The sequence below is a fragment of the Methylobacterium terricola genome, from assembly GCF_006151805.1.
GTDB classification, from domain to species: Bacteria; Pseudomonadota; Alphaproteobacteria; order Rhizobiales; family Beijerinckiaceae; genus Methylobacterium; species Methylobacterium terricola.
The window spans coordinates 370,028-389,626 of the sequence record NZ_VDDA01000003.1 but is presented as its reverse complement, the minus strand read 5'-3'; the positions used below and the strand labels follow the sequence as shown (position 1 = coordinate 389,626).

Below are 19,599 nucleotides of genomic sequence, written 5' to 3'. Positions count from 1 at the left end.
CCCGGGCGTCGATTCCGGCATAGTCGGCCGGGCAGGCTCTCGCACGAAGGGCCGCCAGGGGGAAATCGATGCCCGGTCCGATGCGAGGCGCCCTTCTCGCCGCTGCCCTGCTGATCGCAGGCCCGGCCGCCGCCGACTTTTCCGACGGCAAGGTCAGGATCGGCGTCCTCACCGACATGTCGGGGGTCTACGCGGACATCACCGGCAAGGGCTCGGTGGTCGCGACCCAGATGGCCGTCGACGAGTGCCTCGCGGCCGAGTGCCGGGGGATGACGATCGAGGTCGTCTCGGCCGACCACCAGAACAAGGCGGATGTGGCCTCGAGCATCGCCCGCGAATGGATCGACCGCCAGGGCGTCGACATGCTGACCGACATGTCGAACGCCTCGATCCAGCTCGCCGTGCCGCCGCTGCTCAAGGCCAAGAACCGCCTCGGCCTGTTCCCGGGCGGCACGGCGCGGCTCACCGGCGACGCCTGCCTGCCGAGCCACATCGTGCAGTGGATGTGGGACACCTACGTCCAGGTGGCCGGCGTCTCGACCACGCTGACGAAGCCCGGCACGACCTGGCAGCTCGTCACCGCCGATTACGCGCTCGGCAACCAGCTCGAGGCCGATACGCGGGCGCTCGTCGCCCGCAAGGGCGGCCGGGTCCTCGGCTCGGTGCGCCACCCCTTCCCGGCTGCCGACCTGTCGTCGCAGATCGTCACCGCGCAGGGCTCGGGCGCCGACATCGTGGCGCTCGCCAATGCCGGCGGCGACACGGTCACGGGCGTCAAGGCGGCGCGCGACTTCGGGCTCCTCGGCAGCGGCCAGCGCCTCGCGGCGTTCTTCCTGACCGTGATGGACGTGAAGAGCATCGGGCTGCCGACCGCGCAGGGGACGGTGCTGACGGAAGGGTTCTACTGGGACCTCGATCCGGGCACCCGGGCGTTCTCGGCCCGGTTCCGGGCGCTGCACGGCACGGTGCCCTCGGCGATCCATGCCGGGATCTACTCGGCGGTGCGCCACGCACTGAAGGCCGCCGCGGCCGCGGGCACGGACGAGGCCGGCGCCGTGATGGCGAAGATGCACGCGCTGCCGATCGCCGACGAGGTGGTGCGCAACGCGCGCCTGCGCCCGGACGGGCGGATGGTGCACGACTTCTACGTCTTCCAGGTCAAGGCCCCGGGTGCCTCGAGGGGGGACTGGGACTTCTACGAGAAGTTGGCGACGATCCCCGGTGAGCAGGCGTTCCGGCCGCTCGACCAGGGGAACTGCCCGGCGCTGGCGAAGGAGGGGACGGGGCGGTGAGGGGCCCGGCCCTCACGCCCGCCTGAGCCGCAGCGCGTTGCCGACCACGAACACGCTCGACAGGGCCATGGCGCCCGCCGCCAGGATCGGCGACAGCGACGGGCCGCCGACCACCCGCAGCACCCCCGCCGCCACCGGGATCAGCGCCACGTTGTAGGCGAAGGCCCAGAACAGGTTCTGGCGGATGTTGCGCATCACCGCCCGCGACAGCCGCAACGCCTCGGCGACGGCGGCGGGGTCGCCGGCCATCAGGACCACGTCGGCGCTCTCCACCGCCACGTCGGTGCCGGTGCCGATGGCGAGCCCGATCTCGGCCTCGGCCAGGGCCGGGGCGTCGTTGATGCCGTCGCCGACGAAGGCGACCGCGCCGTGCCGCTCGCGCAAGGCCCGAACGGCGTCGCGCTTGCCCGCGGGCAGCACCTCGGCGAGCACGGTCGCGATGCCGAGATCGCGGGCGACGCCCTCGGCGGTGCGGCGGTCGTCGCCGGTGACGAGGGCGACCGCGAGGCCCTGGCCGGCGAGGGCCCGCACGGCCTCGGCGGCGCCGGGCTTGACCGGGTCGGAGACGGCGAGAACCGCCGCCGGCACGCCGTCGAGGGCGACGAAGACCGGGGAGCGGCCCTGCCCGGCCAGGCGCTCGGCATGGGGCGCGAGGCCTGACAGGTCGAGGCCGGCGAGGTGGCGGGCGGCGCCGATCGCGACGGCCCGGCCGCCGGCCCGCCCGGTGACGCCGTGGCCCGGCACCGCCGCGAAGTCGCTCACCGCCGGCAAGCCGAGACCCTTCTCGGCGGCCGCGGCCACGACGGCGCGCGCGATCGGGTGCTCGGAGCGGGATTCGAGCGCCGCGGCGGCGGCCAGCACCGTGTCGGGGTCGAAACCTGTGTCCGGGCGTGCTGTGCCCGGGCGTTCTGGGGCCGGGATCAGGTCGGTGAGGCGCGGGCGGCCCTCGGTCAGGGTGCCGGTCTTGTCGAAGGCGACGACGCGCACGTCCTCCAGGGCCTGCAGGGCCGCGCCGCTGCGGAACAGCACCCCCCGCTCCGCCGCCCGGCCGGTGCCGACCATGATCGAGGTCGGGGTGGCGAGACCCATGGCGCAGGGGCAGGCGATGATCAGCACCGCGACGGCGTGGACCAGGGCCTCGCCGAGGGACGGCGCCGGCGCGACGGCGAGCCAGGCCAGGAAGGTCAGGAGGGCGAGCGCCAGCACCGCCGGCACGAACCGGGCGGTGACCCGGTCGGCGACGGCCTGGATCGGGAGCTTCGCGCCCTGTGCCGCCTCGACCATGCGGACGATCTGCGCGAGCGCCGTATCGGCGCCGATTCGCTCGACCGCGATGTCGAGCGCGCCGGTGCCGTTGACGGTGCCGCCGGTGACCGTGTCGCCCGGGCCCTTGGCGACCGGCACCGGCTCGCCGGTCAGCATGCTCTCGTCGATGCGCGAGGTGCCCTCGACCACGCGGCCATCCGCCGGCAGGCGTTCGCCGGGGCGGACCCGGACGCGGTCGCCGACCTGGAGATCGGCCGCCGGCACCTCGGTCTCGGCGCCGTCGCGTAGGACGAGCGCGGTCTTCGGCGCGAGGCCGACGAGGCGGGCGATCGCCGCGCCGGTGCGGCCGCGGGCCCGCGCCTCCAGGGTACGGCCGAGCAGGATGAGGGTGACGATGAGGACGGACGCCTCGAAATAGATGTGGGCCGCGCCCGCCGGCAGCAGGCCGGGGCCCAGGGTCGCGACCAGGGAGAACAGGTAGGCGGCACCGGCGCCGAGCGCCACGAGCGCGTTCATGTCCGGGTGGCCGCGCACCAGGCCGGGCAGGCCGCGGACGAAGAAGCGCCGGCCGGGCCCGGCCAGGACCAGGGTGGCGAGCACGGCCTGGATGCCGGCGTTCCAGACCTCCGGCAGGATTCCATGGCCTCCCAGGTGGCTTCCCATGTCGAGCACCACGACGGGCAGCGACAGCAGGGCGGCGAGGATCAGGTCACGGGCGAGCGTGTCGGCCTCGCGCGGGGCCACCGGGGCGTCGGCCTGCGCCGTCACCGGGCGGGGTTCATAGCCGGCGTCCCGCACCGCCTCCGCCAGGGCGTCGGGCGAGACGAGGCCGGCGGGGTGGCGCACGGTGACCCGGCCGGTGGCGAGGTTGGCGCTCGCCTCGCGCACGCCGGGCACGGCCTCGAGCACCCGCTCGACCCGGCCGGTGCAGGACGCGCAGGTCATGCCCTCGACGGCGAGCTCGCTCACCGCTTCGGGCACCGCGTAGCCGGCATCCGCCACCGCCGCGGCCAGAGCGGTCGGGTCGTTGTCGGGGGTGAGATCGATGGTGGCACGGCCGGTGGCGAGATTGACCGCGACGGCCTGCACGCCCGGCACCCGCTGCAGCACCCGCTCGACCCGGCCGGTGCAGGACGCGCAGGTCATGCCCTCGACAGGCAGGGTGAGGCGGCGGGCGGGTGCGGTCATGGTGCGGTCTCCCACGCGCAATGTGGGGTGCTGCGCGGCCAGGCGGTACGGCAGAGATCGGCGGCGCCCCTTGCGTCACGAACATGGTTTCGCCGTGCTCGGGCGCCAGAGCGCCGAGCGAAGCGGGAGCGGATGATGATCGGGCGGGTTCTGGCGGCTTTGGCGATGCTGTGCGGCGGGGCGGGGACGGCTTTGGCGCATCCCCACGTCTGGGTGCAGGCCCGGGCCGAGCTGGTGCTCGACGCCAAGCGCAACCTGGTGGCGATCCGGGAATCCTGGACCTTCGATCCGGAATATTCCGCCTTCGCGGTGCTGAACCTCGATTCGAAGCGCGACGGCGTGCCGGATCCGGGCAAGCTCGACGCGATGGCGGTCGAACGCCTGGAGGCGATGGCCGAGACCGCGTTCTTCACGCAGGCTAAGCTCAACGGACGCCCGCTGGCCCTCAAGGCCGGCCCCTCGCCCAAGGCGAGCTTCTCGCAAGGGCGCCTGACCCTGGATTTCACCCTGGTGCCGCAGGGCCCCGCCGTCCCGGTGCGGACCCTGGTGGTGAGCTTCGACGACCCGGATTTCTACGTCGCCTTCGGGCTGCCGCCGGGGGAGCCGGTCAAGCTGTCCGGCAGCCCGGATTGCGTGCTGAAGCTCAACCGCCCGGCGCGGCAGGCCAAGGAGGGCGAGCAGCTGATCCCCGACGCGGAGGCGACCGACACCCCGGGCGCGGCGGCCGCCGCGGCGGCCGACTATATCGGGCGCCTGCTCGTCGCCTGCCCCTGATCGGGGGCTGCCACCGACTTGGCGTCGCCCCTGGCCTCAGCGTGGGCCGGGATCAGGGCGGGGATGAGGGCGCGGAAGGTCGCCCCCTCCCCCGGGGCGCTCTCGATCACCAGCCGGCCGCGATGACGGTTGAGGATGTGCTTGACGATGGCGAGCCCGAGCCCCGTGCCGCCCTGCTGGCGGCTCGACGCGGCGTCGACCCGGTAGAACCGCTCGGTCAGGCGCGGCAGGTGCTCGGGGGCGATGCCCGGTCCCTCGTCGCGCACCGCAATCTCGATCTGGGGCGGGCGGCTCTCCTCCGCCGGCCGGATGCCCACCGAGACCTCGACCCGGCCGCCTTCGCCGCCATACTTCACGGCGTTCTCGACCAGGTTCTCGATCACCCGCAGGATCTCGTCGCGGTCGCCCAGCACGGGCAGGGGCCCCGGGGCCGCGTCGAGGGCGATGGCGACGCCGCGCTCGCGGGCGATGACCCCGAGGGCATCGACGATCTGGCGGGCGAGCGGCGCGACATCGACGCCTTGCGTCGGCGGCACGTGGGCGCGCAGCTCGATGCGGGAGAGCGACAGCAGGTCGTCGATCAGCCGGGTCATCCGCAGGGCCTGGACGCGCATGATGCCGAGGAAGCGCTCGCGCGCCTTGGCGTCCTCCCGGGCCGGGCCCTGCAGGGTCTCGATGAAGCCGAGCAGCGAGGCGAGCGGCGTGCGCAGCTCGTGGCTGGCATTGGCGACGAAATCGACCCGCATCGTCTCCAGGCGCTGGGCCGAGGTGAGATCGCGCAGGAACAGCACCACGTTCGGCCCGGCCCGTCCGGCCTCGCCGCCCTGCATGGCGCCGATCTGCACCTCGAAGGTGCGCTCGGTCGGCACCCGGGGGGAGTAGACGGTCTTCAGCGGCTCGCCGGTGCGGAGCACCGTCTCGATGCCGTCGAGCACGTCGGGATCGCGCAAGGCGAAGGAGAGCGGGTGGCGCGGGCGCAAGGACGGCAGCAGGGCGCGGGCGGCGGCGTTGGTCTCGATGACGAGGGACCGGCGGTCGATCAGGATGACCGGGTCCGGGATGTTGGCGAGCAGCGCCTCGGCGAGGCCGTGGCGGCCACGGCTGGCCTGGGCGTCGGAGCGCGGCACCGGCTCGCCCCGACGCGGCGCGGCGGCGAGCCCGCCGATCAGGATGGCGAGGAGCGCCACGAGCCCAGTGCCGAGATCGAGGCCGCGATGCCAGGCGATGCCGACGAGGAACGCCAGGGCGGCGCCGAGGGCGCCGCGCCAGGCGGCCCGGCGGGCGGCCGAGAGGGTTCCGGCGGCGCTCGGCAGGAAGGGCGGCGGGGCGGCCTCGGCGGGCCCGTCCTCCGGCCCCTCCTCGGCGTCAGGACTTCTCGTCGCTCTCGGCGGCATCATCGTCCGGCGCTTCCCGCGGGGTGAGTCGCGCCCGCTTGGCGATCTCGTAGGCGCCGAGCGCCGCGAGCGCCACCACGAACGGCACCAGATAGTAGCAGACCCGGAACAGCAGCAGCGCGCCGAGCACCGATTCCCGCGGCAGGCCGGAGAGGGCCAGCAGCACCGTCGCCTCGAACACCCCGAGTCCGCCGGGCGCATGGCTGGCGATGCCGAGCATCGCGGCCAGCACGTAGATCGCCACGAAGGCCTCGAAGCTGACGCCGTGGCCCGCCGGCAGCAGCACGTAGAGCACGCCGGCCGCCGCGCAGACGTCGCCGGCGCCGACGAGCATCTGGCTCAAGCTCAGCCTCAGGCCCGGCAGCTCCAGCCGCCAGCCCCGCACCTTGACGCTGCGCCGCCTGACGGTGACCCAGGCGAGGTAGGCGAGCACGCCCGCCAGCGTCGCGACCCCGAGCCCCTGGTTGAAGAGGACGCTGGTATAGGTGAGGTGCGAGAGCGGCTCGGCCTCGCGGATCAGGCTGATGCCGAGCACCGCCCCCATGCCGAGCCAGAAGGTGAAGCCGGCCACGATGGTGAGCGCCGCGATGCGCCCGGGGCTGAGACCCTGGCCGGAATAGATCCAGTAGCGCACCGTGCCGGCGGTGAGCAGCGGGAAGCCGAGGTTGAAGCTCACCGCGTAGCTGGTGAAGGAGGCGAGCGCGGTGGTGCGGTAGGGCACCTTCAGCTTGAGCTGGCGCAGGGCCAGGGCGTCGTAGCAGGTGAGGAACAGGTAGCTCACCACGACGAGCGCGATGGCGAGCCCGATCTGCTCGGGCGTCGCCGCCAGGAAGGCGGTGCGGAGGTCGGCCCAGGTGACGGTCGAGACGAGCTTGCCCAGCACCGCGAGGGAGATGACGAACAGCACCACGCTCGCCAGCGTGCCGAGCCAGGCGTAGCGGCGGCGGTGGCGGGCGTGACGCTCCGCGGGCGCATGACTGGCCGCGGGCGCGTCACTGGCCGCAGGCGCTTGGGCGGGGTCGCGTCCCGGATCCTGTCCGGCCGGATCCTCGTCGCGGGGCGGTCCGTCGCCCGCGTCGCGCAGAGGCTCGGCCCGCGCGAGGTTCTTGTCCTGGCTGGCGAAATTCATCGCGTCGGCGTCCGACCCCGCTGGTCGCCGGCGCGAGCCCGCGGCCGATCGCGGCCAGGCTCGCGCACAAAGGTGCCCGGCGGCACTCCGACCGAGCCCCGCTCGCATGAGGGGGCATGTAGGCCCTCCGCCGGCGAATGACCAGCCGGACCATGCGGCAGGCCCCGAATCACCCGGGGAGGCCGAGATGGCGGGCCGCTTCGCCGAGACCCGCGGCGATGCGCCGGGGCACCTCCGGGCTGGTGCAGACATAGGTCGGGCTCGGATGCGGGATCGCCACCAGCGCCAGTCCGGGGCGCGCCTCCTGGAGGGCGGGCGCCAGCCCTTGCGCGACCCGGCCGGACAGGACCACGACCGCGAGGTCCGGCATCAGGGCCAGCAGCGGCGGCAGGTAGGCCCGCGCCGCCCGGATCTCGCCGGTGCGGGGCGGGCGGTTGCGGGCACCGGGGGCATGGATCACCCAGGGCACGGCGTTCCAGATCAGGGTGTCGGCCCGCGGGATGGCGGCACCGGCCAGGAAGCGGAACAGGTTGGCGGCGGTGCCGGTCGGGTTGTCGCGGGAGACGAAGGCGGTGCGGCCGGTGGCCGGCCCCGGGGTTTCGAGGAGCAGCAGCAGGCGGGCCGCGACGCCGCCGTCCAGGGGATCGGCCTCCGGCACCGGACGATCCTGCTCGGCCCGGATCCGCCCGGCGAGGCGGCGCAAGGGGGCGAGGTGGGGGCTCACCGCGACGAGGGCGTGGCGCGCCGCGACGGCGCCGGGATCGGCCAGGCACTTCGGGCCGGAAATGGCGGGCGCGGCCGGCCCGTCGCTCACGCCAGGGTCAGCCCGTCCGGCCGCGCACCGGCGAGGCGGAAATGCTCGCGCGCCCCCTCGGCACCCAGACGCTCGGCGAGGCCGTCCGGGCCGCCGAACTGGAAGCCGATCTGGCTCGCGTAAGCGGCGCAGGCCGCGTGCTTGGCCGCCTCCTCGTCCGCGGAGAGCCGCACGGTAACGACGGGGAGATCCGCGAAGGTCTCGCGGAACGGCTCCTTCGGGTCGGGGTGGCGCACGGTGTAGGGAAAGTCGCGCCACCACAGGATCGGGCAGGCCGGCGCGCGGGCGGTGAGCGCGCGGACCAGCTGGACGTGATCGACGTGGCCACCCACCCCCTGCGGCGCGAGCAGCAGGTCGGGCGCCGCGTCCGCCATCAGCCGGTCGAGCACCGGGACGAGGTCGTCGGCGAGACGGTCGTCGGGCCGGATCTCGGCGAAGAGCTCCGGCGCCGCGGCGTAGCCGCGATGCGGCGCCTCCCACAGGGCGACGTGGACCGGCGGGGCGAGGCCGAGCGCCGCCGCCGCCGCCCAGTCCTCGTCGCGGCGCAGCGCCATGTAGTCGACCTCCGGCCCGAGCCCCTTGTCGAGCTGGCAGGCCAGGGCGAAGCCGGTCGGATCGGGCACGCTGGCGGTGAGCAGGGTCACCATCACCACCCGCCACCCCCCGTTCGCGAGCTGCGCCAGGGTGCCGCCGCAGGAGAAGGCGGCGTCGTCGAGATGGGGCGAGAGGGCGAGAGCTGTGGGCATCGAGGACTCGAAGGCAAACGAACAAGGCGCGGGATCCCCGCTCCCGGGAGGGAGAGGGGAGATGCCCTCACAACAGGTGCGGCTCGGCGCGGAAGCGGCAGCCGGGATCGTGCGGCAGGTCGGGGTCGAACCCTGAATCCGGCCGCTGGTCCTTCACCGCCGCGTAGACCTCCATGATCTGCCGCCCCACCGCCTGCCAGGAATAGACCCGGCGGCACTCCTCGAGCGCCGACGCCGCGAGGCGGGCACGCAAGGGGCGGTCGGTGATGACCCGGTGCAGGGCGTCCGCCAGGGCCGTCACGTCGCCGGGCTGGACCATCAATCCGTTCTCGCCGTCGCGCAGGCAGTCCGAGACGCCGACCGAGTGGGTCGAGACCACCGCCTGCCCCGCCGCCATCGCCTCCAGGATGGTGTTGGAGAACCCTTCCGCGTAGGTCGGCGAGACGAAGACGTCGCCCATCGCGTAGAGGCCCGGGACCGCGTCGTACGCGGCGTAGCCGGTGAAGCGCACCTGCTCGTCCGAGAAGCCGAGATCGGCGGCCAAGGCGCGGGCCGGCTCCACGTCGGGGCCGATGCCCGAGATGATCGCGGCAAACGGCGTGCCGCGCAGGCGCAGCAGGCTCAACGCGTCGAGGAAGTCGAGCACGCCTTTCCGGCGGTCGACCCGGCCGTGATAGAACAGCCGCACCGGGTCAGCTGCGTCGCCCGGCTGCCAGCCCGCGGGCGGGCGGAAGCGCGCGGTGTCGACGGCGCCCGGCACGATGGTGAAGCGCGCGGGATCGCTGCCGAGCCGGTCGCAGACCTCGGCCACGAAGGAGCGCCCGCCGATCAGGAGCGCGTTGGCGTGGGCCAGCACCCGCACCATGGCGAGGTGGTGGGTCTCGCAGCACGATCCGACCCAATGGCCGTCGCCGCCCTGGATCGAGACCACGTTCGGCACGCCCAGGGCTTTCGAGGCGATCAGCGTCGCGAAGCCGGTCGGATAGCCGTACTGCGCGTGCAGCACGTCGAAGGGGTTCTTCTTGTGCTCCGCCGCGATCGTCTCGACCATCGTGGCGATGTCGCGCTCGAAATCGCCGCTCTCCTGCTCGCCCACCTGTTCGAGGCCGATCACCCGCACGCCCGGCACCGCCGGCGGCGGGCCGCCGCCATAGACCTTGGTGCCGAAGGCGTCGCCGCGGTACTGGCTCACCATCGTGACGTCGTGGCCGGCACCGACCAGCTCGCGCAGCAGGTTCTGCGCGTAGACGCTCATGCCGGAAATCGCCGGGAAGTAGCGCCGGCTGACGAAACAAATCCTCATCGGCGGCACTCCCGGAGGTATCGGAGCGACTCCGGGATCATCCGGTCGGCCCGGTGGCTCTCGCGGGACAGCTCGACGCAGACGAGCTTGTCGAAGGCGATCGCGTCGAGCGCGTCGAGCACCCCGGAGATGTCCATGTCGCCCTCGCCGAAGGGCAGATGGATGTGGACCCCGCGCGCCATGTCCTCGATCGCCACGGTGCCGAGCCGGTCGGCGAATTCCTTGATCGCGGCGGCGGGCTCGCGCTCCTGCGTCACCAGGCAGTGGCCGGTATCGAGCGCCAGACGCAGGCCCGGGATGTCGAGACCGGCGTAATCATCCAGGGTCTCGACCAGCATCCCGGGCTCGGGCTCGAGGGCTGCGACCACCCGGCGCTCGGCGGCGTAGGCGACGACCTGCTCCAGGCCGTCCCGCAGCCAGCCCCGCGCGTCGGCGGGGTCGACGCCCGGCTTCGGCACGCCGGCCCAGAACGACACCGCCTCCGAGCCGAGGATCGCCGCGACGTCGATGGCGCGGTGCAGGAAGGCGATCCGGCGGGCGCGGCCGGCCGCATCCGCGGTCACCAGGGTCGGCTCGTGCTTGGCCCGCGGATCGAGGAGGAAGCGGGCCCCGGTCTCGACGACCGAACCGAGGCCGAGGGAATAGAGCCGGCCGCGCACCCGCTCGGCCTCCTGCGCCCACCCCTCCGCGAAGGGGTCGAGGTGATGGATGTCGAGGGTGAGCGCGACGCCGTCGTAGCCGGCATCGGCGATGAGGCCGAGCGCGTCGTCGAGGCGGTGATTGGCCGCCCCGTTGGTGTTGTAGGCGAAGCGCAGGCTCATGCCGCCCTCCCCCGGCGCTCCAGACGGAACGGCGCGTGGTGCGATTCCGGCTCGCGGTAGAGCGGGTAGAGCGGGCCGACGATCTCGTCGGCCAGGCCGACGTCGAAGAGCGGCTGGCCGCCGAAGCGCTCCAGCGCCTCCGGGGTCAGGCGCACCGGGCGCAAGCTCTCGCTCGGCGTCCCGAAGCGGATCAGCGGGTGGTCGCGCTCGATGAGCTTGCGGGTGTTGCGCTCGCCGATGCGGTAGTAGCTCATGGTCTCGACTTCGAGCCCCGGCACGATCGCCTTGACGATGCCGACGCCGCCGCCCGGCGGCGAGGCATCGACGTAGAGCACGTCGAAGCCTTCGGCCTCCAGCCGCTCGCGGGCGATGCGGCCGCGGTCCTGGCCGGTCGGGGCCGCTTGCGTCGGCAGGTCGGTGAAGCGCTTGGTGGCGCGCTCGGAATAGACGGTCTCGCCGAGGAAGCCCCGCAGGGTCTCGGCCGGCTTGTCGATCCAGTCGAGCATCGCGGCGAGCGCCCGGCCCTCCTCAAGATCGAGGCTCGGCAGCGCCTTCTCGATGAAGGCGTCGACATAGCCCGGCGGGGTGATCGAGCGGGCGAGATCCAGCGGCCCGTGGCCGAAGGCCTTGCGCACCCGCGCCGCCTGGAATTCCAGGATCGCCTTGCGCAGGGCCCGCTCGCGATCGGGATCGCAGGCCTCGCCGCAGGCCGAGAGGGCGATCGGGGCGGGCGTGCGCGAGGCGTCGACGTCGTAGCCGACGCAGTAGACGTTGGTGAAGCCGAACTGGTCGGTGGCGAATTTCGGCATCGCGCGGATGCCGAGAGCCTCCAGCCGGTCGAGCATGCCCCTCGTCTCCGGCCCCAAGCCCTCGGAGGTGTCGAGCATCACGCCCTGGTCGAGGGCGCGGAACAGGAGGCCGTTGCCGTCGCGCTGGAGCAGTTCGAGCAGCCCGTGCCCGAGGGCGAACTCCACGTCCGGCCCGGCGCCGAGGCCGTTGGTGATGAGGTTGGTGAAGGGCTGGTAGCCCGGCGACAGCTCGAAATAGTCGGTCGCCGCGAGGTCGAGCGGCATCAGCACCGTCTCGCCGGTCCGCGCGCGGACCGTACCGGTCCATTCGAGCACGGTGTCGCGGTCGACCGGGCTGCCCGCCGGCAGGCCGAGGGTGAGCGGATCGGCGACCGAGCCCGCGCCGAACACCCGCACGAGGTCGTGGTAGCTGCCGCGCTCCTTCTTGCGCGGGATCAGCGCCAGGCTCGGCATCAGGTTCTCGGCGATCTCGGCCACCGAGCCGATGATCGCCTCGTCGTCCGTGGCGCCGTAGCCGATGCCGCTCGGCATCGCGCCGACGAAATACGGATCGTCGAGGAACAGCGACACGAACCAGCACGGCACCCCGGTGCGGTCGAGGGGCGCGAGCGGGAAGCCGACGATCCGGCCCGGCGGCAGCACGTCGAGATAGGCCCGGACGGCGTCGGGCAGGCGCTCCGGCAGGCCCTCGATGACGCGCGTCTGGCCGTAGGCGTAGGGGCGGGGGGCGGCGGGTCTGTCCACGATGAAAAAGCTCCTCCGCGGGCCTCAGGCGGCCGGCGCGACGGGGGATCGGGCGGGGCGATACCCAGGATGGTGGGCGGGCGAGGCGGCGTAGGCGCGGGCGAGCAGCCGCATCGTGTGCAGGTCGCGCCCGGCCGACCAGGCGTCGCGCCCCGCCGGGTCGCGGAGCGAGCGCCCGAAGGCCCGCACCTGCTCCAGGAACGGCGAGGCCTCGGTGTCGAAGGGAAGCGAGGCGGCCCCGCCCGTTGCGCCATCGATGAAGGAGACGGTCCCGCCCGCCTCCTGCCCCATGGTGTTCTGGGCGACGAGCAGGCCCTTGGTGCCGGCGATCTCGAGGCGGCGGCGCGGCAGCGCGTCGGGGCAGTTATAGGCGACGTGCAGGCTCGCCAGCACACCCGACCCGGTCCGGCCGATCAGCAGCGCCCCGTCATCGACGGCGTAATCCTGCGCCCGGGCCTGGGTCAGGGCCGTGACGTCGAGGATCGGCTCGTCGAGGAGGAAATCCGTCAGGTCGAGGCCGTGGGGGGCGAGGTCCATCAACGCGCCGCCGCCGGCCTGGGCCTGGTCGATGCGCCAGTTCTGCTGCCCGGGAATCGCCGTCCAGCCCCGGTCGAGCCAGCAGGCATAGACGATCCGGATTGCCGTGACGGTGCCGACCCGGCCGGCGCGGATCTCGTCGCGCAGCAGCCGGTGGGCCGGGTGATGGCGCTGGTCGAAGGCGGTGCCGTAGAGCACCCCGGTGCGGGACACCGCCGCCTCCATCGCCTCGGCGTCTTCGAGCGCCGCCGCCATCGGCTTCTCGCACAGGATCGCCTTGCCCGATTCGGCCAGGGCCTCGACGGCGCCGCGATGCAGATGGTTCGGCGTCGCGACGTAGACCGCCTCGACCTCCGGCTCGGCCATGAGCCCGGCGAGGTCGGCGTGGGCCCGCGCGCCGAGATCGGCGGCCGCCGCCCGGGCGTCGGCGCCCGGATCGCAGACCGCCACGAGGCGGTGACCGGCGGCCCGGATCGCCGGCGCCATGAAGTCCCTGGCGACCCAGCCGAACCCGACGATGCCCCAGCCGATCGGCTCTCCCATCACCAGCGCTCCGGCAGGTCGACGAACTCGCGGATGCGGGCCCGGTCGATGGTCTCTGGCGTCGCCTCCAGGGTCTCGGGGCCCCCGGAATGCAGCGGGTAGGTGGCGCGGGGCGCGTACTCGTCGCGGTAGCGCTCGGACGGCCATGCGACGGCGAAGCCGCTGGCGGGATCGGGCCGATAGAGCGGGTTGAGGCGCAGATGCGCCCCCTCCCGCGGCAGGGTCAGGCCGTCGACCAGGGGCCGGGGCGCCGGACGCATGCCGGGGCCGCAGACCACCGAGAAGGCCTCGACGTGGTCGAGGGCGGCCGGCGCCGCCGGCACCGGCGCGCGGGCCTCGACCAGCGCCCGGGTCAGCTCGTCGTCGTCGTAGACGAGCCCGTCGGGAAACAGCTCCTCGATCTCGGCTCCGGAGACCGCGTGGCCGGCGGAGAATCCGGGACGGGCGCTGTTGTGGATGTGGCTCAGGGCCAGCCACCCCTCCTCGCCGGCGGTCTTGCGCAGGCAATCGAGGATGCGGGCCTTCTCAGGCAGGAAGTAGAACGCGTCGTGGCACATCACGAGGTCGACCGGAGCCTGGTCGATCGGCCAGTGCGGCGAGGCCGCGTCGAAGCAGACGAGTTGCGGCCGCTGCCCGGCGACCCAGTGGCGGGCGACCCAGAGCTTGGCGAAGACCACGTCTCCGCCCGACACCCGCACGCCGCGCCCCTGCAACTCGCGCAGGTAGTGGCCGATGCCGCAGGCGAGCTCGAAGGCGCAGAGCGGAGCGTTCCAATGCGCCTCCAGAAGGGCGAGGCCGGCGAGGTAGGTCGGGTCGCTCCAGCGATGGACGAAGTAGTCGCCGACCCGGCCCCAGCCGAGCCGGGCGCAGGCCTCGCGCAAGTTGACGTACTTCATCTCGCGCACGAGGTCGCGTAGGGTCGCGGGATCGGCCGGCGGGCCGGTCCACCAATCGTCCTGGTCGGCGAGGAGAAGCTCGAGAGCGTGGCCCGGCGCGCCCCTGTCGAGATGGCCCAGAACCTCGGCCTTCAGGTCGTCGCGCCCGACCCGCAGGTAGGGGATGCCGTCGACCACCGGCCAGCGCGGGCCGCGCTTGCCCTCGCGCAGGGAATGGGGCGTGTCGTGGTGCAGCGCCTCGCCGGTCACCGGCGAGAGGAGCCCGAACGGGATCACGGTTGCGTTTCCTCGCGGTGCCCGCCCTGCGGCAGGCTCTGACTTGAGATAGAGCGCGGATGCGAACGCCCAAGGACGTGCGGGCCCCCAAGGACATGCGGACACCCGAGGGCGTCCGCGATACGCCTTACAGCATCCGCATGTCGGCGAGCACCCGATCGTGAAAGCCCTTCACCGGGCCGTCATGCACGAGCGCCATCTCGCCCAGCACCGTATCCATGGTGAGCGAGGCTGCGCGCAGGTGCTGGGCGATCTGCAGCACCCGGTCGATCACGTCGGCGGCATGGAAGGCCCGGCCCTCCGCCGTGCGATCATCCGCCAGGATCCTTCGCGCCGAGGCGACGAGACTGCGCAGCGGCTGATCCAGTTCCGACAGGGCCCGCTCGCTCAAGGTGGAGATGACCGCGTCGAGGTGGTCCCCGAGCAGGATCTCGCCGGTGAAGCCGGCATCCGGCATGAGCGCGTTGTGCAGGTGATGGGCGAGGCCCGCGACGAACACCGTGGTCGGGTCGGCGCCGTAGAACGGGCTGAGCGCCACCCCGTAGACCGCCACCGTCAGGCAATGCTCGGCGTGGTTCTCCGGCGGTTCGAGCAGGATGCGGGGCTTGCCCGGGCAGGTGACGCCGGCCCGCGGCTGATCGGCCTGCAACAGCGCGAAGTGCGGCACCGGGCCGGGGGTCCAGTCCCGCGGCGCGGCGAGGCAGGCGCGCAGACGGGCCGCCAGGGCCGGATCGAGCGGCTCCGCCACCTCGTCGAAGCTCCGCACCAGCACGGCCGAGGCCTGTTCCGGCGAGAGGCCCGCGACGCTGAGGAAGGCTGCGTCGAGGTCGCCGAGGCGGGAGGCGGCCAGTGCCTTGGCGGTGATGTCGAGGGCGAGCACCGCCGGGTCGGCCCCGCCGGTCAGGGCCGACCAGGCCTGGAGAAACAGCCTCTCGGCGATCGAGCCGTCGCGCCCGGCGGACCGGACGCGCTTGATATCGTTGAGCTCGACCAGGAGGTCGCGCTGGGCGAGCGGGGCGTGAGCCCCGCCCGCCGCGACGGGTGTGCCGGAAATCTGGCTGGCGGCCATTCCTAGTGGACGCCGAGCCAGTCGAACAGCATGCGCTCCTGTGCGCCGAAGGCGTGCTCGGGGTTGTGGCCGTTCTTGACCATCGGCGCCTTGAAGAACAGCGACAGCTGCTCCTGCACGCCGCCATCGCCGCGCTTCTTGGCGAGATCCAGGACACGGGCGATCTCGATCACCAGCGGGGCGGCCAGGATCGAATCCTTGCAGAGGAAGTTGACCTTGATCTGCATCCGCTGACCAAGAAAGCCGGTGACGTCGATGTTGTCCCAGGCTTCCTTGTCGTCGCCGCGCGGGCGGTAATAGTGGATGTGGACCAGGTGATCCTCGACCGGATAGCCGAGGATCGAATCCAGCACCGTGCCCTTGGTGTTGAGCTTGGACTGGAGCGAGTCCTTGTCGTTGAGGGCCAGGCCGTCGCGGTTGCCGAGGATGTTGGTCGAGAACCAACCGTCGACATGGAGCGCCCGCGACTTGAGCGCCGGGGCCAGCACCGTCTTCATCATCGTCTGGCCGGTCTTGCCGTCCTTGCCGGCAACCGGGACATTCATCTGCCTGGCGAGATCGACGAGCGCCGGCACGTCGGCGGCGACCGACGGGGTGAAGTTGGCGTAGGGGATGCCGTTCTTGATCGCCGCATAGGCGTAGAGCATCGCCGGGCTGATCGCCTCGTCGCTCGCATCGAGGCCGCGCTCGAAGGCCGCGGCCGAGTTCAGCGTCGGGTCGTCGAGGTCGGGCCAGCGCTCGGTCGAGGCGAGGTTCACCACCACGACGTCGTCGACGCCCGATTCCTCCCGGAACCGCTTCAGGTCGTCGGCGATGCAATCGACCGCCTCGCGGTGATCCTTGGCGACGATGCGGTTGCCGCCGTCGATGTTCTTGCAGAACTTGGCGCTGCCGACCGCCGGCCACGGCTTCATGCCGTTGAGCACCTGGGCGCCGTTCTCGATGTCCTGCTTGGTGAGGACGCCATGCCCGGCCGCCGCGGCGCCCAGGTCGTCACCGTTGAGATCCCAGCCGCCGAAGACCAGATCCTTGTACCCGACCATCCCGGCCACCGCGTGACCCGCAAGGGGCAGACCGTCGAGACGATTCGAACCGGACTTGATCATCTCGATGCCGGCGATGGCGGTGGTGGCGACAGCCCCACCCATGCCGACGAAAGCGACGCCAACGCGCCGACCGGACTGCATGCTCATCGGTAGGGATTGTCCTCTTCAAGGCCCGCGGACCCCGGACGGGGCGCCGGAGCAATCGTTCGCTCACTCCGCGTGGCGACTGGAAATGCCCCGGGGAGTATTTGGTTCCGGCGCGTACGCGATTTTTTCGTGCGCTTCCGGTCTTTCCGGAGGAGCTGACAGGCCCCGTCCGGAGACGCGCCGCAAAATCGCCTCCGGGCCTGCCGCGCCCTCGTCCCATTCTGGACACACCCGGCAGCCAGAGGTGCGGACGAGCGAAGCAACGGCGCGGGGCCACTGGACCGGTCCGGCGCCACGGACAAAAGGTTGGAGATGGGGGTTTACCCGGAGCCGGCGCCCCGCGCCGACGACGCTGGCCGACTCGTGCCCGAGACGGGCACCGACACCATCCGCTGGCTGAGCGCCCGCGAAGGCCACCATTCGAGAGCGCGCGGCCGGACCGGTTCCCTGGCTGCCTCGCTCGCCCGCAAGACCGCCGCGGCGCTCGCGGTCGGCGTCGCCTTCGCGGCCTGCCTGCCGCAGGACGCGGTCGCCCCGGCGGCCGAGGCCCATGACCGGATCGATTTCTCCGCCTCCCGTCTCCCTGCGGCGTCCCGCGGGATGACGGCGGACTGGCCGGGCCCGGCGCTCGTCGAGCAGACTCCGAGCACCGCGGCGCTGATTCGCGACGATCTCGAGCGCCTGCGCCAGGAGATGCGGGCGACGGTGCAGGGACGCGCGACGTCCGATGCGGGGATCTTCGAGACCGGCATCCTGGGCGGCGAGGCCGCCTCGATCGGGGTCGCGCTGCCGCGGGAGGCGTCCCTGCCTCAAGAGGCCGACCTCGCCGACGACATCTCCCTGCCCGAGGTGGCGGCCTTGCCGGAGGAGACCGGGGACGGCCGGGTGGTGTTCGGCGACAAGAAGGTGCCGCGGACGCTGGTCGAGACCATCGTCCGGGCCGCCCGCGAGACCGACGTCGATCCTGTCTACATGATGGCGCTGGCCGACAAGGAATCGAGCTTCCAGCCGAGCGTCCGGGCCGCGACCTCGACGGCCGAGGGGCTGTTCCAGTTCCTCACCGGCACCTGGCTCGAACTGGTCCGCAGCTTCGGCGCCAAGCACGGCTTCGCGGCCGAGGCCGAGCTGATCGAGAAGCGCGGCGGCACCCTGGTGGTGCTAAAGGAAGCCGACCGTCGCCGGGTGCTGGCACTCCGCCGCGACCCCTACGTGGCGAGCCTGATGGCCGGCGAGATGATGAAGCGCGACCGCACCCGCGTCGAGCAGCGCCTCGGGCGCGACCTGAAGCCGACCGAGTGCTACTTCGCCCATTTCCTGGGTGCCGCGAGCGCCGGCAAGTTCATGGAGCTGACGGCCGAGAAGCCGCACCAGCCGGCCCAAGAGTCGTTCCGGGCGGCCGCGAAGGCGAATCGCTCGCTGTTTTTTCGTCGCGAGGGCCGGAAGACACGCAGCCTGACGGTCGCCGAGGTCTATGACCGTCTCGACGGCATGATCGACCAGCGCCTCGACCTGTACCAGCCGGTCGCGGCCATCGCGGAGCAGATCGACACCCGCAAGCCGAACGAGGCGCCGCCTGCGGCCCTGAGCCAGCTGCCGTAACGCCTGTCCCCCATGGCCTGATTTTGAGCGAAGCGGCCACGGGGCCAGCGCACGGGACGGACGATCCATGCCTGGGACATTGCATCAACGAAGGATGCGCCGGTCGGTTCCCGCACATTCAGGATTTTTTAACGGCTTTTTCGACCTGCCCGCCATCGTGCTCCCGCACCGGCAGCTGGACATAGAGATGGGCGACGCCCGGCAGGCCGTGGCGGATCGCGGCGCGCAAGGAGGCAACGGCGCGGCGCAGCTCGTCGCCGGTGAGGTCCGGGGCGAGGTCGAGGGTGACGGCGAGCAGGACCGTGCCGGGGCCGAGCTGCAGGCTGCGCATCCGCTCGATCCGCACCACCCGGGGATCGGCGGTCAGGATCTCTCGCGCCTGCGCGATCAGCCGCGGCGATGCGCTCTCGCCGGTGAGCAGGCTGCGGGTCTCGCGAAACAGCACCCCGGCGGTGGCGATGAGCAGGAGCCCGATCGCCACCGAGGCGACCCCGTCGCCTTCGGGGCGGCCGAGGAAGCCGCTGGCGACCACGCCGACGAGGGCGAGCCCGAGGCCGATCAGCGCCGCGCCGTCCTCCAGGATGATCGCGAAGGTGCTCGGATCCTTGCTGCGGGTGACCGCCGTCCAGAGCGATTCGCGGGCGAAGCGGGCCCGCATCTCGCGCCGCGCCGTGCGGAACGACAGCCCCTCGAACACCGCCGACAGGGCGATGACCCCGACATTGACCCACGGCGCGGTCATCGGCTCGGGATGGCGCAGCTTCTCCACGCCCTCATAGACTGCATAGGCGCCGCCGAGGCTGAAGATCAGCAGGGCGACGACGAAGGACCAGAAATACAGCTCGAGCCCGTGCCCGAAATTGTGGCTCTCGTCCGCCGGCCGGGCGGCACGGCGCATCCCGTAGAGCAGCAGCCCCTGGTTGCCGGTATCGACGAAGGAATGCACGGCTTCCGTGAACATCGCCCCGGACCCGGTATAGGACGCCGCCGCGAGCTTGGTGACGGCGATGGCGAGGTTGCCGGCGAGGGCGGCGTAGACGACGAGCTTCGAACCGCTGGGGGCCAAGGTGTCACGATCCTGGATTTCCGGGCGCCGGACCGGCGCTCGCATCGACAACGCTTCGCGCCATCCCGGGGTCGCGTACGCCGAGCCCAGGCTTCAGAACCGCCGGTGCTCCAGATCGTGCGCAGAGCATTCCGCCCCAA

The 19,599-nt window shown here is 72.6% G+C and carries 16 protein-coding genes; 3 read left to right on the top strand and 13 right to left on the bottom strand.

Annotation, left to right across the window (positions count from 1 at the left end; translation table 11 throughout):
• The first annotated feature begins 80 nt into the window (after positions 1-80).
• Positions 81-1,292 carry an ABC transporter substrate-binding protein gene (locus FF100_RS09160; RefSeq protein WP_139035318.1) on the top strand — a complete coding sequence of 404 codons (1,212 nt, stop codon included), beginning with the start codon at positions 81-83 and terminating at the stop codon, positions 1,290-1,292.
• A gap of 12 nt (positions 1,293-1,304) precedes the next feature.
• Here the strand turns inward: FF100_RS09160 and FF100_RS09155 are convergent, their stop codons facing one another.
• Complete coding sequence (locus FF100_RS09155) at positions 1,305-3,746, bottom strand: heavy metal translocating P-type ATPase (protein ID WP_139035316.1); 2,442 nt, start codon at positions 3,744-3,746, stop codon at positions 1,305-1,307.
• A 135-nt stretch (positions 3,747-3,881) separates the two neighbouring features.
• Between FF100_RS09155 and FF100_RS09150 the strand changes: the two genes are divergently transcribed.
• A complete protein-coding gene (locus FF100_RS09150) occupies positions 3,882-4,520 on the top strand; it encodes a DUF1007 family protein (protein WP_246101984.1) in 639 nt (212 codons plus the stop codon).
• On the opposite strand, the gene FF100_RS09145 is transcribed toward FF100_RS09150, so the two are convergent.
• From FF100_RS09145 to FF100_RS09095, 11 genes are all read right to left on the bottom strand, one after another.
• Positions 4,487-5,917, bottom strand: a complete 1,431-nt coding sequence (locus tag FF100_RS09145) for an ATP-binding protein (protein ID WP_246101983.1) — start codon at positions 5,915-5,917, stop codon at positions 4,487-4,489. The two genes, FF100_RS09150 and FF100_RS09145, sit on opposite strands and share 34 nt — an antisense overlap.
• Entirely contained in the window at positions 5,886-7,043 is a 1,158-nt protein-coding gene (locus FF100_RS09140) for a lysylphosphatidylglycerol synthase domain-containing protein (protein WP_139035313.1), read from the bottom strand. The genes FF100_RS09145 and FF100_RS09140 overlap by 32 nt, the downstream gene beginning before the upstream one ends.
• A gap of 169 nt (positions 7,044-7,212) precedes the next feature.
• Positions 7,213-7,857, bottom strand: coding sequence for a uracil-DNA glycosylase (locus FF100_RS09135; protein ID WP_139035311.1), 645 nt, complete (start codon positions 7,855-7,857; stop codon positions 7,213-7,215).
• The gene (locus tag FF100_RS09130) at positions 7,854-8,603 is read right to left on the bottom strand and encodes a PIG-L deacetylase family protein (RefSeq protein WP_139035309.1); all 750 of its coding nucleotides are present in this window, start codon (positions 8,601-8,603) and stop codon (positions 7,854-7,856) included. Before FF100_RS09130 ends, FF100_RS09135 begins: the two co-directional genes overlap by 4 nt.
• 67 nt (positions 8,604-8,670) lie before the next feature.
• Positions 8,671-9,906, bottom strand: a complete 1,236-nt coding sequence (locus FF100_RS09125; RefSeq protein ID WP_139035307.1) for a glycosyltransferase family 4 protein — start codon at positions 9,904-9,906, stop codon at positions 8,671-8,673.
• Positions 9,903-10,727, bottom strand: a complete 825-nt coding sequence (locus FF100_RS09120) for a sugar phosphate isomerase/epimerase family protein (RefSeq protein ID WP_139035305.1) — start codon at positions 10,725-10,727, stop codon at positions 9,903-9,905. The genes FF100_RS09125 and FF100_RS09120 overlap by 4 nt, the downstream gene beginning before the upstream one ends.
• Positions 10,724-12,280, bottom strand: coding sequence for a YcaO-like family protein (locus FF100_RS09115; RefSeq protein ID WP_246101982.1), 1,557 nt, complete (start codon positions 12,278-12,280; stop codon positions 10,724-10,726). The genes FF100_RS09120 and FF100_RS09115 overlap by 4 nt, the downstream gene beginning before the upstream one ends.
• A gap of 24 nt (positions 12,281-12,304) precedes the next feature.
• The gene (locus tag FF100_RS09110) at positions 12,305-13,360 is read right to left on the bottom strand and encodes a Gfo/Idh/MocA family protein (protein ID WP_139035301.1); all 1,056 of its coding nucleotides are present in this window, start codon (positions 13,358-13,360) and stop codon (positions 12,305-12,307) included.
• The gene (locus FF100_RS09105) at positions 13,360-14,532 is read right to left on the bottom strand and encodes a class I SAM-dependent methyltransferase (protein WP_139035299.1); all 1,173 of its coding nucleotides are present in this window, start codon (positions 14,530-14,532) and stop codon (positions 13,360-13,362) included. The genes FF100_RS09110 and FF100_RS09105 overlap by 1 nt, the downstream gene beginning before the upstream one ends.
• A 127-nt stretch (positions 14,533-14,659) precedes the next feature.
• Positions 14,660-15,601 (bottom strand): HD domain-containing protein, encoded by a 942-nt coding sequence (locus tag FF100_RS09100; protein WP_139035297.1) that lies wholly within the window; start codon positions 15,599-15,601, stop codon positions 14,660-14,662.
• Between the two features lie 2 nt (positions 15,602-15,603).
• Entirely contained in the window at positions 15,604-16,794 is a 1,191-nt protein-coding gene (locus FF100_RS09095; protein ID WP_139035295.1) for an inositol-3-phosphate synthase, read from the bottom strand.
• A 363-nt stretch (positions 16,795-17,157) separates the two neighbouring features.
• On the opposite strand from FF100_RS09095, the gene FF100_RS37765 reads away from it, so the two are divergent.
• Positions 17,158-18,393, top strand: coding sequence for a transglycosylase SLT domain-containing protein (locus tag FF100_RS37765; RefSeq protein ID WP_246101981.1), 1,236 nt, complete (start codon positions 17,158-17,160; stop codon positions 18,391-18,393).
• Positions 18,394-18,511: 118 nt separating this feature from the next.
• Here the strand turns inward: FF100_RS37765 and FF100_RS09085 are convergent, their stop codons facing one another.
• Positions 18,512-19,459: a cation diffusion facilitator family transporter gene (locus tag FF100_RS09085; protein WP_139035293.1), complete on the bottom strand. Its 948-nt coding sequence runs from the start codon at positions 19,457-19,459 to the stop codon at positions 18,512-18,514.
• Positions 19,460-19,599 lie beyond the last annotated feature (140 nt).